We start from the raw sequence: 13,054 nt of genomic DNA on the forward strand, positions 1-13,054 counted from the left end.
CCAGTGGATCGAATGGCCGCAGGTTGCGCGCGCGCCGTGGGCGCCATGTGCTCGCCCGGTGGAGATTGTGTGGAGCCTCGATGGCGCCCGAAATGCCGGCGCGAGCGGCTACAATGGCCGCCATCTGCTTGAAGGAGTTTTCCGTGGAGAAATTCAAGGGCGCACTGGTGGTGGGCTTCCTGCGGTTGTTTGCCATGCTGCCGTGGCGCGCGGTGGGCACATTGGGCGCCGGCATCGGCTGGCTGATGTGGAAGCTGCCCAACCGGTCCCGTGAGATCGTGCGGATCAACCTGTCGCACTGCTTCCCCGAGCTGTCCGGGGCCGAGCTGGAAAAACTGGTTGGCCAGAGCCTGATGGACATCGGCCGCACGCTGACCGAGAGTGCCTGCGCCTGGATGTGGTCGCCGCAGAAGTCGCTGCAGTACATCCGCGAAGTGGAGGGCATGGAGGTGCTGGAGGAAGCCCTGGCCTCGGGCGACGGCCTGGTCGGCATCACCAGCCACCTGGGTAACTGGGAAGTGCTCAACCACTTCTACTGCTCTTACGCCAAGCCGATCATTTTCTACCGCCCGCCGAAGCTCAAGGCCGTGGACGATCTGCTGAAGAAGCAGCGCGTGCAGCTGGGCAATCGCGTGGCGCCCTCCACTCCCGAAGGCATCAAGAGCGTGATCAAGGAAGTGAAGAACGGCGGCTGCGTCGGCATTCCCTGCGACCCGGAACCGGACCTCGGCTCGGGCCTGTTCGTGCCCTACCTGGGCACCACCGCGCTGACCAGCAAGTTCGTGCCCTCGCTGCTCTCGCGCGGCAAGGCCCGTGGCGTGTTCTTCCACGCCGTGCGCCTGCCCGACGGCAGCGGCTACAAGGTGATCCTCGAAGCGGCTCCGGCGGACATGTACGACAAGGACATGGAGGTGTCGGTGGCGGCGCTCAGCCGTGAGCTGGCCAAGTACGTGCGCGCCTACCCCAGCCAGTACATGTGGACCATGAAGCGCTTCAAGAAGCGTCCGCAAGGCGAGGCGAAGTGGTACTGACCACCTTGCCCTCAATCAACCCGATAGACGCGGCGCCCCTGGATTGTTGACGCCCGGGGCGTCAGGCTGAACGTCTCTGTCCGCCACGCGCCGCTCCAGGAGCTCCACCCCATGCTCGGTTTGCCGACCACTGCCACCGCGCCATTCTGTCCCTCGGAAGTCAAGGGCAGTATCCAGGTCGCCGCCGGCGCACCGTTGTGGAAGCGCATCCTGCAGTTCGCCGGTCCCGGCCTGCTGGTCTCCATCGGCTACATGGACCCGGGCAACTGGGCCACCGCCATCGAAGCCGGCTCGGGCTTCGGCTACCAGCTGCTGTTCGTGGTGCTGCTCTCCAGCCTCGCGGGGATGGTCCTGCAGTGCCTGGCGATGCGCTTGGGCATCGTCACCGGCCAGGACCTGGCGCAGCTCTCGCGCAGCCGTTACAGCCTTGGCACGGCGCGCCTGCAATGGCTGCTGGCTGAGCTGTCGATCGTCGCCACGGACCTCGCTGAAGTGCTCGGCTGTGCCCTGGCCTTCCACCTGCTGCTGGGTGTGGACCTGGTCACCGGCGTCATCCTCACCGCCTTCGACACACTCATCGTGCTCGGCCTGAAGGGCCAGCGCTTCCGCCACCTGGAAGCGATCATGCTCGGCCTCATCGTCACTATCAGTGGCTGCTACCTGGTCGAGCTGATCCTCATCAAACCCTACTGGCCGGACGTCGCCGCCGGTTTCCTGCCCAGCTGGGACGCGGTGAGCCAGCGCGAGCCGCTGTATCTGGCGATCGGCATCCTCGGGGCCACGGTGATGCCGCACAACCTCTACCTGCACTCCTCCATCGTGCAGACCCGGCAGGTCAGCGGCAGCAACGGCAAGGCCGCGGCGATCCGCCTGACACGGATCGACACCGTGGTCTCGCTGAGCCTGGCGCTGCTGGTCAATGCGGCGATCCTGATCCTCGCCGCCGCGGCCTTCCACGAGACCGGCCACACCGGCGTCACCGAGATCCAGGACGCCTACCGCCTGCTCGAACCGCTGGTGGGCACCGGCCTTGCCGCGATCCTCTTCGGCGTTGCCCTGCTCGCCTCCGGGCAGAGTTCCACCTTCACCGGCACCATCGCCGGGCAGGTGATCATGGATGGCTTCCTGCAGATGAAGATTCCCTGTTGGCAGCGCCGCCTGATCACCCGCGCGCTGGCACTGATCCCGGCGCTGATCGGCGTGGTGATGCTGGGCGACAAGGCGGTGGGCAAGCTGCTGGTGTTCAGTCAGGTGGTGCTCAGCCTGCAACTGCCGTTCGCGCTCTGGCCGCTGATCCGCTTCACCAGCGATCGTGCGCTGATGGGCGAGTTCGCCAACAGCCTGCTCACTCGGGTGCTGGCCTGGACCTTGTTCTGCGTCATCAGCGCCGCCAATCTCTGGTTGCTCGCGCAATTGCTGGCTTGACCTGACCCCGTGGTTTCAGGCCCATTAGTGCGCTGACATTCAGGACGGATGCCATCCATGGCCAACCAAAGGCAGTACCCGCGGACCCCGATGAAATGCCGGATCAAGATCAGCCACGCCAGCTTCGGTGAGGTGTTCGGCCATACCCGCGATCTGTCGGACGGCGGCGTCTATGTCCGTCATGAAGTGCTCGCCGCCCTGCCCGCCGGCACCCGGGTGACCGGCCAGGTGCAGGACATGCCCTTCGAGGCGCCGATCCTGGAGATGGAAGTGATGCGCACCGACGCCGAGGGCGCGGGCTTCCGCTTCGTCGGCAACGCCTGAGATACCTTTCCGGAACCGGCTCTTCGTAGGAGCAAGCCTGCTCGCGAACAATCCCTGCTGCGCAGTCCAGGTTCGCGCGAAAGCTCGCCCCTACAGGTAAGGCAAAGCCTTCGAGTCCCTCAATTCGCCTCGTTCACCGCACTCAGGAACGCCCTCGTCCGCTCGTGCTGCGGGTGGCCGAAGAACTGCTGCGGGCTGCCCTGCTCCAGGATGTTGCCCTGGTGGAAGAAGCACACGCGGTCGGCGAATTCGCGGGCGAAGCCCATCTGGTGGGTGACCATGAGCATCGTCAGGTTGTGCTCGGCGCCCAGCTTGCGCACCACGTTGAGGACCTCGCCGCACAGCTCCGGATCCAGCGCCGAGGTCACCTCGTCGAACAGCATCACCTTGGGCCGCATCGCCAGCGCGCGGGCGATGGCCACGCGCTGCTGCTGGCCGCCGGAAAGCTGCGAGGGGTAGTGGTCGAGCTTGTTGCCCAGTCCGACCATTTCCAGCAACTCCACCGCACGCTCGCGGGCTTCGTCACGGCGCATGCCGAGCACCTGCACTGGCGCCTCCATCACGTTGCGCAGCGCACTCATGTGCGGGAACAGGTTGAAGCTCTGGAACACCATGCCGATCTTGCTGCGCACCTTGCGCACGTGACTTTCCGGCGCGCGTACCAGCGTGTCGTTGCGCTTGAGGTGGGTGAGCGGCTCGCCATCGACCTCGATCAGGCCGCTGTCGATGGTCTCCAGGGTCATCAGCGCACGCAACAGGGTGGACTTGCCGGAACCGCTGGGGCCGATGATGGCGACCTTCTCGTTGGCCTTTACCTCCAGATTGAGGTCCTTGAGCACGCTGAAGCTGCCGTAGCTCTTGCACACGTTGCGGAAGCTGACCATCGGCTGGGCCGTCTCGGCGCGCGCGGCCGGGGCATCCTGGCTGATCACGCGCGGCGCAGTCTGTAGGGAGTGAACGGACATCGGAGTACCTCCAGAAGAGTCAGTCATGGCAGCGCCGTACGTTTTTCCACCTGGCGGACCACGCTGGCCAGGCCGATGGAGATGAGCAGGAAGAACACCCCGACCAGGGTGATCGGTTCCAGGTAGCGGAAGCTGTCGGAGCCGATGTTCTTGGCCTGCTGCATGATCTCCACCACGGTGATCGCCGAGAGCACCGGGGTGTCCTTGAACATGGCGATCAGGTAGTTGCCCAGCGCCGGCAGCACCGGGCGGATGGCCTGGGGCAGGATCACCTCGCGGTAGGCCTTGAACGGCGAGAAATTCAGCGCGGTGACCGCCTCCCACTGCCCGCGCGGCACCGCTTCCAGGCCGGCGCGATACACCTCGGCGGTGTAGCAGGCGTAGTGCAGGGCGATGCCGAGCGTGCCGGCCACCAGGGCGGTCATACTCAGCCCGTAGGTCGGCAGCACGTAGAACAGGAAGTACACCTGGATCAGCAACGGTGTGCTGCGGATGAACTCGATCAGCCAGGCCGCCGGCCATGACAGCCAGACATGCCGGCTGCGTCGGGCGATGGCGAAGAGCAGACCGAACACCACCGCCAGGGCAAACCCCACCAGGGTGATGAGGATGGTGCGCAGCGAGGCGTGCAGCAGTTGCGGGAGAATCTGCCAGGCGAAGCTCCAGTCGAAGAATGTCATCACAGGCCTCCGCGGATTCGGCCGTGCCCCAGCCAGCGTTCGAGGCGGCGCATGAGGAAGACGATGATCTGGGCCATGACGAAGTACAGCACCAGGGTGAGCAGGAAGATCTTCAGGGTCTCGAAGGTCGCCTGGTCCAGCTGGCGTGCGCGGAAGGTCAGGTCCGAGAGCGTGATCAGCGACACCAGCGAGGTGTTCTTCAGCAGCTCGATGAGCAGGTTGGTGCCTGGCGGGATCGCACAGAGCAGTGCCTGCGGCAGGATGATCCGGCGGAAGCGCGTGAAGGGCGACATGTTCAGCGCCAGCGCGGCTTCGTATTGCCCCTTGGGCACCGAGCCGATGGCGCCGCGCATCACTTCCGCACCGTAGGCGCCGATGTGCAGGCCCAGGCCGATGATCGCCACGCTGTAGGCGCTCATCTCCAGGTTGAACGGCGGCAGCGGCAGCACGAAGTACAGCCAGAACAGCTGCACCAGCAGCGAGGTGCCGCGGAACAGCTCGATGTAGGCGATGGACAGCCAGCGCAGCGCCGGCCACGGCGAGAGCCGGCCAACGGCCGCGATGATGGCGGCGGCCACCGCCAGCAGGGAGCCGAAGACGGTCACCTGGACGGTGATCCAGGCGCCCTCCAGCAGCAGAGGAAGCAGTTCACCCATGGTGCGTATCCCGTTGCGACAGGTTCGACCAAACGGCCGGGCAGGCGCGCCCTATGTCGGCGACGCGCCTCGTCCGGTCACTGTTTGCAGAGCGCGGCGGCGGTCTTGTCGGTGACGTTGGACTGGTCGAAACCGAACGGCTTGACCGTCGCCAGGTGCTCGGCGCTGCCCAGCCACTGCTTGAGCTGCGCGTTTACCGCGTCGCGCAGGTCCGTGTCGTCCGGGCGGAAGGCCAGGGCGCCGTAACCGATGTGCGACGGGTCGTCCTTGAAGTCGGCGATGGCTTCCACCGAGTCGCCGCCTTTCGCCGCCAGACCCTTCATGGTCAGCGCGGTGCCGACGCTGGCATCGGCGCGGCCGGCGCGCACGGCCTGCAGCTGCGCGGTGGTGTCGGGCACCTGGACGATCTGCTCTTCCGCCACGCCTTCGGCGCGGGCGTAACCCAGCTCGGCGGTGCCGGACATGATCGCCAGCTTCACCTCCGGGTTGTTCTTCACGTCGGCATAGCTGTGCAGGTTTTTCGGGTTGCCCTTCTTCACCAGCAGCGAATCGGGAATCTGGTAGTGCGGGTCGGTGAAGATCACCTGCTGGCAGCGTGGCGGAGTGATGTACATGCCGGCGGCGATCACGTCGAAGCGCCCGGCGCGCAGGCCGGGGATCAGCGCGCCCCATTCGGTCAGCACCGGCTCGATCTTCTTCACGCCCATTTTCGTGAAGATCTGCGTGGCGATTTCCGGGGACTCACCGGTGACCTTGCCGGAGGTCTCGGTATAGGCGAACGGCGCCTCGTTGGCGTAGCCGATGCGCACGGTACCGGTGCTCTTGATGCGTTCCAGAGTGGTGTCGGCGTAGCTGCCGGCGCTGGCGACGGCACAGGCCAGCAGGGTGCAGGCAAGGCTCAGGCGGCGCAGGAAAACAGGGGCGGTACTCATCTTCGGATCTCCTGATCTTCGCTTGCCGAACGCGGTGGGCGCGCGGCGATGGATGGCAGGTAGCAATGTCGTACGACTGTTGTTCTTGTAGGTCGGGCCCGGGGGCCTTCCGAAGTTCTCACGCCGTGAATGGCGACAAGCTCGACGCCAGACTATGCCGCCGCGCCTTGCGGCTGTTCCTGATCGACAACCCCGCGGCGGGAAAAAGCCACCGTCGCGACGAACGCATCCGCCGGTTTTTTCTGCGTGGGCCTGACAATGCGGCTCGATGTACCGATCGCGCACGGCTGTATGTCCTGCGCCCGAGCATACAAAAGGGGTCGAAGCATCGACATTGCACTAGGACAATTGCCGCCGGTGTGCGGGTCCGTCACTCTGGACCCCTGACCAGACGGAGCGCTGAAGATGGAAGCCTGGCGTCGCGCCCTGGCCGACCTGCGGGTCGGCGAATCCAAGTACAAGACCCTGGTGCAGGCCATTGCCGGCGATATCGAGCAGGGCCGCCTGAGCGACGGCCAGCGCCTGCCGCCGCAGCGCCATGTCGCCGAGGGTCTGGGTATCAGCGTGCAGACCGTGACCAATGCCTACAAGGAGCTGGAACGCCAGGGCCTGGTGCGTTGCGAAGTCGGCCGCGGCAGCTTCGTCACGCGGCGGATGACCGAGGGCATGGCCCACTACATGGTCGATCACCCCGAGCGCGCGCTGGTGGACTTCTCCATCGCCAGCATCGTCCACACCCGCGAGCACGACCGCCTGTGGCAGGACAGCTGCCGCGAGCTGGCGCAGGAAACCGACCAGCCATGGATGCGCGCCTGCCGTCCGGTGGCCGGCTTCGATGCGCACCGCGACGCTGGCGTGCAATGGCTGGCGGAGCTGGGCCTGCAGCGCGAGCGCGCTGACGTGCTGATCACCAACGGCGCGGCCCATGGCATCTTCCTCGCGCTCGCCTCACTGGCCGGGCCGGACGACGTGGTGCTCTGCGAACAGCTCACCGACCACGGCGTGATCGGCAATTCCCAGGTACTGGGCTTTACCCTGAAGGGCGTGGAGATCGACAAGCAGGGCATCGATCCCGAACACTTCGAGGACCTCTGCGCCAACGAGCGCATCACCGCGCTGGTGTGCACGCCCAACCTGAACAACCCGACCTCCTGCCTGATGCCCGACACGCGTCGCCGCGAGATCGCCGCCATCGCCCAGCGCTACGGCGTGCACGTGATCGAGGACGACGTCTACGGTCCGCTGCTCGGCGAACGTCGCCCGCCGCCGCTCAGCCATTACTTGCCGGACCTGTCGTTCTATTGCACCAGCTTCACCAAGAGCGTGCTCACTGGTCTGCGCATTGGTTATCTGGCCATGCCGCGGCGCCTGGCGCTGCGTACCGAGAGCATCCTGCGGGTGAACAGCTGGATGGGCACGCCGCTGCTGGCGGAAGTGGCGGCGCGCTGGATCCACAACGGCAACGCCCAGGCGCTGATCGGCCTGCAGCGCCGCGTGCTGGAGAAGCGCCAGGGGCTGGTGCGCGAGTATCTCGGCGAGTATCTGCGCGGTTGCGACCCGCATTCGCTAAGTGCGTGGATCGGCATCCCCGAACATTGGGAACTGGACAGCCTGGTGCGCGAGCTGCGTCATCGACACATTGCCGTGACGCCCCCCGATCCCTTCATGGTGCGCGGCACTCCGCGACCGCGCGCGGTGCGCCTGTGCATGGGCGCCGAATGCAGCGACGAGCGCATGGCCAGCGCGCTGGACGACATGCGCGAGCTGTTCGGGCAGTACCCGAAGATCCACGATTTCTGACGCTTTCTGTGTAGGAGCGAGCTTGCTCGCGAACGGGTTTCCCGGCGACATCGCAGTTGGGCGGGTTCGCGAGCAAGCTCTCATACAGAGTCGTAGGGCGCATAAAGCGCCAGCGTTATCCGCCGTACGGCCTGCCTTTGTAGGAGCGGACCTTGTCCGCGAATCGTTCCGCGCATGCCGACCTTCGCGGAGAAGCTCCGCTCTTACCTGAAGTATCGCGCAGGGCATCTCAGGCACGAATTTTCAGAGAAAGACGGTTGCTCCTACGAAAAGCACCTCTGATCAATACATCGTCCTAGTACATTCATCGCGACAATTCCCCGCCCCTACACTCGGCCCCACTGCATTCCCCGGAGGCCGAGATGGAACCGATTTCCCTCGTCGAGCTGTACCGCGCACGCCAGCGCATTCAGGGCCTGGTGCGGCAGACGCCGCTGGAGTATTCGCCCAGCCTGTCGCGCCTGCTCGGTGCGCCGGTGCATCTCAAGCTCGAATCGCAGCAGATCACTGGCAGCTTCAAGCTGCGCGGCGCGAGCAACGCGATTGCCCAGCTCGACGATGAGCAGAAAGCCAAGGGCGTCGTCGCCGCCTCCACCGGCAACCACGGCCGGGCGCTGGCCCATGCCGCGCGGGTGCTCGGCATACACGCCACCATCTGTCTGTCGCAATGGGTGCCGGCGAACAAGGTCCAGGCGATCCGCGAACTGGGCGCCGAGGTGCGCATCGTCGGCCACAGCCAGGACGACGCTCAGGGCGAAGCCGAGCGGATTGCCCGCGAACAGGGCGCGACGCTGCTGCCACCCTTCGATCATCCACAGATCATCGCCGGCCAGGGCACCCTCGGCCTGGAAATCCTGGAGCAGCTACCCGACGTGCGCCAGGTATTGGTGCCGCTCTCCGGCGGCGGCCTGTTCGGCGGCGTGGCGCTGGCGCTCAAGCACGTCGACCCGAGTATCCGCGTCCACGGCATCAGCATGCGTCGCGGCGCCGCCATGGCCGCCAGCCTCGCTGCCGGCCACCCGGTCGAAGTGGAAGAGCTGTCGACCCTGGCCGACTCCCTCGGCGGCGGCATCGGCCTGGACAACCGCTACACCTTCGCCCTGGCCCGCGACTACTGCGACCAGTTGCACCTGCTCGACGAACCCTCCATCGCCGCCGGTATCCGCCACGCCTACCGCGAGGAACGGCAGGTGGTGGAAGGCGCCGCCGCCGTCGGCATCGCTGCGTTGCTGGACGGCTTGGTCGCGCCGGTCGGCCCGGTGGTGGTGATCGTCAGCGGCCGCAACATCGCCATCGAACAACACCAGCAAATCCTCGAGGAAACCGCCCATGGCTGACGTCACCCTGCTCAGCGAAGCCGATCTGCGCGCCTGTGTGGCGATTGACCGGGAAAGCCTTGACGCTGTCGAGCAGGCCTTCCGCCTGCTGGCCACCGCGCCGGTGGCGATGCCGCCGATCCTTCGCCTGGACGTGCCCGAGCACAATGGCGAAGTCGACGTGAAGACTGCCTACCTGCCCGGCCTGCCTCGCTTCGCCATCAAGGTCAGCCCCGGATTCTTCGACAACCCCAGGCTCGGCCTGCCCAGCCTCAACGGCATGATGATGCTGCTGTCGTCGAAGACTGGTCTGCTCGATGCGCTACTGCTGGACAACGGTTACCTCACCGCCGTGCGCACCGCCTGTGCCGGCGCGGTGGCGGCCAAATGGCTGGCCCGCGAGGACTCACGCCAGGTCGCGCTGATCGGCGCCGGCGAACAGGCGCGGCTGCAACTCAAGGCGTTGTGTCTGGTGCGCCCCATCGAGGCTGCCAGCGTCTGGGCGCGGGAGCTCGACAAGGCGCGGCAGTGCGCACAGGAGCTGGGCACCAGCCTGGGGATTGCCGTCAGTGCCTGCGCCAGCATCGACGAAGCGCTGGAAGGTGCCGACATCGCCATCACCACTACGCCCAGCCGAGAGCCGCTGATTCAGAAAAAGCACCTGCGTCCCGGCCTGCACATCACCGCCATGGGCTCGGATGCCGAGCACAAGAACGAGATTGCCACCGACGCGCTGGCGGCAGTGGACCACTACGTTGCCGACCGCGTCAGCCAGACCCTGGTGCTGGGCGAACTCCACCACGCGGTGCAGGCCGGCAACGTCAGCCTGGATGCCGATTTCGCCGAGCTCGGCCAGGTCATCGCCGGGCAGCGCGAAGGCCGCCGCCGTGCCGAGGACATCACCCTCTGCGACCTCACCGGTACCGGCGCGCAGGACACCGCCATCGCCGGCCTGGCCTTCCAGCGCGCACAGCGGATGGGCAAGGGATTCCGTTTCAGCAGCTGAAAAAAACGTCCTGCTTCGCGGGTAGAGCCGGAAGCACGCGCCTACACAAGACAAAAAACTGAAAGAGGATTTCCGCATGTCCGAAATCGTCGTCAACCTCCCCTTCAGCCGGGAGGAATACGCCCAGCGGATCGCCAAGGTCCGCGCCAGCATGCAGCAGCGCGGCATCGAACTGCTGCTGGTCACCGATCCGTCGAACATGGCCTGGCTCACCGGCTACGACGGCTGGTCCTTCTATGTGCACCAGTGCGTGCTGCTGGCGCTGGAGAGCGAGCCGGTCTGGTTCGGCCGCGGGCAGGATGCCAACGGCGCACGGCGCACGGTGTTCATGCTGTCCGACAGCATCGTCGGCTACCCCGACCACTACGTGCAGTCCACCGAGCGCCATCCGATGGACTACCTGGCCCGCGAGGTCATCAGCGCGCGCGGCTGGGCCGGCAAGACCATCGGCGTGGAGATGGACAACTACTACTTCAGCGCTGCCGCCTTCCGCTCCCTGCAGGCCAACCTGCCGAGCGAGAAATTCGTCGACGCCACCGCCCTGGTGAACTGGCAACGCGCGGTGAAATCGCCGCGCGAGATCGAATACATGCGCGTCGCCGCGCGCATCGTCGAGAGGATGCACGCGCACATCGTCGAGCGCATCGAACCAGGCATGCGCAAGAACGAACTGGTCGCCGAGATCTACAGCACCGGTATCCTCGGCGCCGACGGTCATGGTGGCGACTACCCGGCCATCGTCCCGCTGCTGCCCACGGGCGCCGACGCCAGCGCGCCACACCTGACCTGGGATGACACGCCCTTCGAACGCGGCGCCGGCACTTTCTTCGAGATTGCCGGCTGCTACAGGCGCTACCACTGCCCGCTGTCGCGCACGGTGTTCCTGGGCAAGCCGCCCAAGCACTTCCTCGATGCGGAAAAAGCCGTGGTGGAAGGCATCGCCGCCGGCCTGGACGCCGCCAAACCCGGCAACACCACCGGCGACATCGCACGCGCCTTCTTCGGCGTGCTGGAGAAGTTCGGCATCCACAAGGACAGCCGCTGCGGCTACCCCATTGGTATCAGCTACCCGCCGGACTGGGGCGAACGCACCATGAGCCTGCGCCCGAGCGACAACAGCGTGCTCGAGCCAGGGATGACCTTCCACTTCATGCCCGGCCTGTGGATGGACGACTGGGGCCTGGAGATCACCGAAAGCATCCTCATTACCGAGCGCGGCGTGGAGACCTTCTGCGACTACCCGCGCCAGCTGTTCGTGAAGGAGTGAGGCGATGACCCATGCACTCGACAAGCCGCTGCGCGAGAACCCTATCGCCGCCAGCGTGGATTTCCAGCGCGACGGCGCGCAGCACGGCCACCTCAAGCTGCCCTACTCGCGGGATGATTCGGCCTGGGGCGCGGTGATGATCCCGATCTGCGTGGTGAAGAACGGCGATGGTCCTACCGCGCTGCTCACCGGCGGCAACCACGGTGACGAGTACGAGGGCCCGGTGGCGCTCAGCCGTCTGACCCAGGAGCTGCGCGCCGAAGACGTGCGCGGCCGGGTGATCATCGTGCCATTCATGAACACCCCCGCGTTCCTCGCCGGCAAGCGCACCTCGCCGATCGACGCCGGCAACCTCAACCGCAGCTTCCCTGGCCGCCCGGACGGCACGGTGACGCAGAAGATCGCCGACTATTTCCAGCGCACCCTGCTGCCGCTGGCGGACGTGGTGCTGGATATCCATTCCGGCGGCCGCACCCTCGACTTCCTGCCCTTCGCCGCCTGTCACGTGCTGCCGGACAAGGCCCAGCAGGAGGCCAGCGAGGCGCTGATGCGCGCCTTTGCCGCGCCCTTCTCCATGCGCATGCTGGAGCTGGACGCGGTGGGCATGTACGACACGGCGGCCGAGGAGCAGGGCAAGCTGTTCGTGACCACCGAACTGGGTGGTGGTGGTAGCAGCAGCGCGCACACCGTGGCCATCGCCCGGCGCGGCGTGCGCAACGTGCTGGTGCAGGCCGGCATCCTGCGCGGCGACGTGGAGCCGTCGTCGTCGGTGATGCTCGACATGCCCGACGGCGACTGCTTCGTTGCCAGTGAACACAGCGGCCTGCTGGAGATGTGCCGCGACCTGGGCGACAGGGTCGAGCGAGGCGAAGTGCTGGCGCGGGTCCACGACATGTTACGCACGGGCGCTGAACCCATGGAGTACCGCGCCAGGCGCAGCGGCATTCTCGCCGCGCGGCATTTCCCCGGCTTGGTGCAGAGCGGCGACACCCTCGCGGTAGTCGCCGAGGTGCTCGACTAAGTCGTGTGGGAGGCAAGCATGATCAAGCTCGACCGTTATGACCTGAAGATCCTGCGCATCCTCGCCGGCGACGGGCGCATCACCAAGTCGAGCCTGGCCGAGGCGATCAACCTCTCGGTCAGCCCAGCCTGGGAGCGCGTGCGCAAGCTGGAGGAAGCGGGGCTGATCAAGGGCTATCGCGCGCAGATCGACTGGCCGGTGCTGTTCAAACAGCAGCAGGTATTGGTGGAGATCACCCTGGCGCGCCACACCGCACAAGACATGAAGCGCTTCGAACAGCGCCTGCAGCAGGCGCCGGAGGTGGGCTTCTGCTACGCCACCGGCGGCGGGGTGGACTACATCGCGATGATCCAGGCCCGCGACATCGACCACTACCAGCGCTTCATCGACCAGCTGCTGCTGGACGATGTGGGCATCGAGCGCTACTTCACCTATATCGTCACCAAGGTGATCAAGACGCTGGATGCGGCGCTTCCCGCCGAGGCGCTGGACGGCTGACACCGATTTCTCCTGTAGGTGCGGGCCACGGGGCGCTCCTGCGGCATCGCGCCGTCGCTTCGCTCAAAACCGTACGGATCGGATCTGAACAAAATTTGCGCAACAAATCCTGACTTTCAGGTCCGGATCGTAT

General features: G+C 66.1%; 13 protein-coding genes. 9 read left to right on the plus strand and 4 right to left on the minus strand.

Annotated elements, in window-relative coordinates; genetic code table 11:
- Window positions 1-143 precede the first annotated feature (143 nt).
- From AC1ZV1_RS00060 to AC1ZV1_RS00070, 3 genes are all read left to right on the plus strand, one after another.
- Window positions 144-1,031 (plus strand): lysophospholipid acyltransferase, encoded by an 888-nt coding sequence (locus AC1ZV1_RS00060; RefSeq protein ID WP_484294981.1) that lies wholly within the window; start codon window positions 144-146, stop codon window positions 1,029-1,031.
- 111 nt (window positions 1,032-1,142) lie between these two features.
- Window positions 1,143-2,456, plus strand: coding sequence for an Nramp family divalent metal transporter (locus AC1ZV1_RS00065; RefSeq protein ID WP_484294982.1), 1,314 nt, complete (start codon window positions 1,143-1,145; stop codon window positions 2,454-2,456).
- Window positions 2,457-2,513: 57 nt separating this feature from the next.
- Window positions 2,514-2,780 (plus strand): PilZ domain-containing protein, encoded by a 267-nt coding sequence (locus AC1ZV1_RS00070; protein ID WP_484294983.1) that lies wholly within the window; start codon window positions 2,514-2,516, stop codon window positions 2,778-2,780.
- A gap of 119 nt (window positions 2,781-2,899) precedes the next feature.
- On the opposite strand, the gene ehuA is transcribed toward AC1ZV1_RS00070, so the two are convergent.
- From ehuA to ehuB, 4 genes are all read right to left on the minus strand, one after another.
- Complete coding sequence (gene ehuA, locus AC1ZV1_RS00075) at window positions 2,900-3,664, minus strand: ectoine/hydroxyectoine ABC transporter ATP-binding protein EhuA (RefSeq protein WP_484297675.1); 765 nt, start codon at window positions 3,662-3,664, stop codon at window positions 2,900-2,902.
- Window positions 3,665-3,768: 104 nt separating this feature from the next.
- Window positions 3,769-4,425, minus strand: coding sequence for an ectoine/hydroxyectoine ABC transporter permease subunit EhuD (gene ehuD / locus AC1ZV1_RS00080; protein ID WP_484294984.1), 657 nt, complete (start codon window positions 4,423-4,425; stop codon window positions 3,769-3,771).
- On the minus strand, window positions 4,425-5,081 hold the full coding sequence (gene ehuC, locus AC1ZV1_RS00085) for an ectoine/hydroxyectoine ABC transporter permease subunit EhuC (RefSeq protein ID WP_484294985.1): 657 nt from the start codon (window positions 5,079-5,081) through the stop codon (window positions 4,425-4,427). Before ehuC ends, ehuD begins: the two co-directional genes overlap by 1 nt.
- Before the next feature lie 77 nt (window positions 5,082-5,158).
- Window positions 5,159-6,013: an ectoine/hydroxyectoine ABC transporter substrate-binding protein EhuB gene (ehuB, locus tag AC1ZV1_RS00090; RefSeq protein WP_484294986.1), complete on the minus strand. Its 855-nt coding sequence runs from the start codon at window positions 6,011-6,013 to the stop codon at window positions 5,159-5,161.
- Window positions 6,014-6,418: 405 nt separating this feature from the next.
- Here ehuB and ehuR point away from each other — a divergent pair, with 405 nt between their 5' ends.
- The 6 genes from ehuR (at window position 6,419) to AC1ZV1_RS00120 (ending at window position 12,921) form a co-directional block, all read left to right on the plus strand.
- Complete coding sequence (ehuR, locus tag AC1ZV1_RS00095) at window positions 6,419-7,813, plus strand: MocR-like ectoine utilization transcription factor EhuR (protein WP_484294987.1); 1,395 nt, start codon at window positions 6,419-6,421, stop codon at window positions 7,811-7,813.
- Window positions 7,814-8,175: 362 nt separating this feature from the next.
- Complete coding sequence (eutB, locus tag AC1ZV1_RS00100) at window positions 8,176-9,150, plus strand: hydroxyectoine utilization dehydratase EutB (protein WP_484294988.1); 975 nt, start codon at window positions 8,176-8,178, stop codon at window positions 9,148-9,150.
- On the plus strand, window positions 9,143-10,135 hold the full coding sequence (locus tag AC1ZV1_RS00105) for a cyclodeaminase (RefSeq protein ID WP_484294989.1): 993 nt from the start codon (window positions 9,143-9,145) through the stop codon (window positions 10,133-10,135). Before eutB ends, AC1ZV1_RS00105 begins: the two co-directional genes overlap by 8 nt.
- A gap of 76 nt (window positions 10,136-10,211) precedes the next feature.
- On the plus strand, window positions 10,212-11,402 hold the full coding sequence (gene doeA / locus AC1ZV1_RS00110) for an ectoine hydrolase DoeA (protein ID WP_484294990.1): 1,191 nt from the start codon (window positions 10,212-10,214) through the stop codon (window positions 11,400-11,402).
- Window positions 11,403-11,406: 4 nt separating this feature from the next.
- Window positions 11,407-12,423, plus strand: a complete 1,017-nt coding sequence (gene doeB / locus AC1ZV1_RS00115; protein ID WP_484294991.1) for a N(2)-acetyl-L-2,4-diaminobutanoate deacetylase DoeB — start codon at window positions 11,407-11,409, stop codon at window positions 12,421-12,423.
- A gap of 18 nt (window positions 12,424-12,441) precedes the next feature.
- A complete protein-coding gene (locus tag AC1ZV1_RS00120) occupies window positions 12,442-12,921 on the plus strand; it encodes an Lrp/AsnC family transcriptional regulator (RefSeq protein WP_484294992.1) in 480 nt (159 codons plus the stop codon).
- Window positions 12,922-13,054: the final 133 nt, after the last annotated feature.

Source organism: Pseudomonas sp. BB438 (genome assembly GCF_057180225.1).

Coding starts and splice junctions, on each gene's coding strand:
- AC1ZV1_RS00065 (WP_484294982.1), top strand. CDS start 1,143: ATGCTCGGTTTGCCGACCACTGCCACCGCGCCATTCTGTCCCTCGGAA.
- AC1ZV1_RS00070 (WP_484294983.1), top strand. CDS start 2,514: ATGGCCAACCAAAGGCAGTACCCGCGGACCCCGATGAAATGCCGGATC.
- ehuA (WP_484297675.1), bottom strand. CDS start 3,664: ATGGTCAGCTTCCGCAACGTGTGCAAGAGCTACGGCAGCTTCAGCGTG.
- ehuD (WP_484294984.1), bottom strand. CDS start 4,425: ATGACATTCTTCGACTGGAGCTTCGCCTGGCAGATTCTCCCGCAACTG.
- ehuC (WP_484294985.1), bottom strand. CDS start 5,081: ATGGGTGAACTGCTTCCTCTGCTGCTGGAGGGCGCCTGGATCACCGTC.
- ehuB (WP_484294986.1), bottom strand. CDS start 6,013: ATGAGTACCGCCCCTGTTTTCCTGCGCCGCCTGAGCCTTGCCTGCACC.
- ehuR (WP_484294987.1), top strand. CDS start 6,419: ATGGAAGCCTGGCGTCGCGCCCTGGCCGACCTGCGGGTCGGCGAATCC.
- eutB (WP_484294988.1), top strand. CDS start 8,176: ATGGAACCGATTTCCCTCGTCGAGCTGTACCGCGCACGCCAGCGCATT.
- AC1ZV1_RS00105 (WP_484294989.1), top strand. CDS start 9,143: ATGGCTGACGTCACCCTGCTCAGCGAAGCCGATCTGCGCGCCTGTGTG.
- doeA (WP_484294990.1), top strand. CDS start 10,212: ATGTCCGAAATCGTCGTCAACCTCCCCTTCAGCCGGGAGGAATACGCC.
- doeB (WP_484294991.1), top strand. CDS start 11,407: ATGACCCATGCACTCGACAAGCCGCTGCGCGAGAACCCTATCGCCGCC.
- AC1ZV1_RS00120 (WP_484294992.1), top strand. CDS start 12,442: ATGATCAAGCTCGACCGTTATGACCTGAAGATCCTGCGCATCCTCGCC.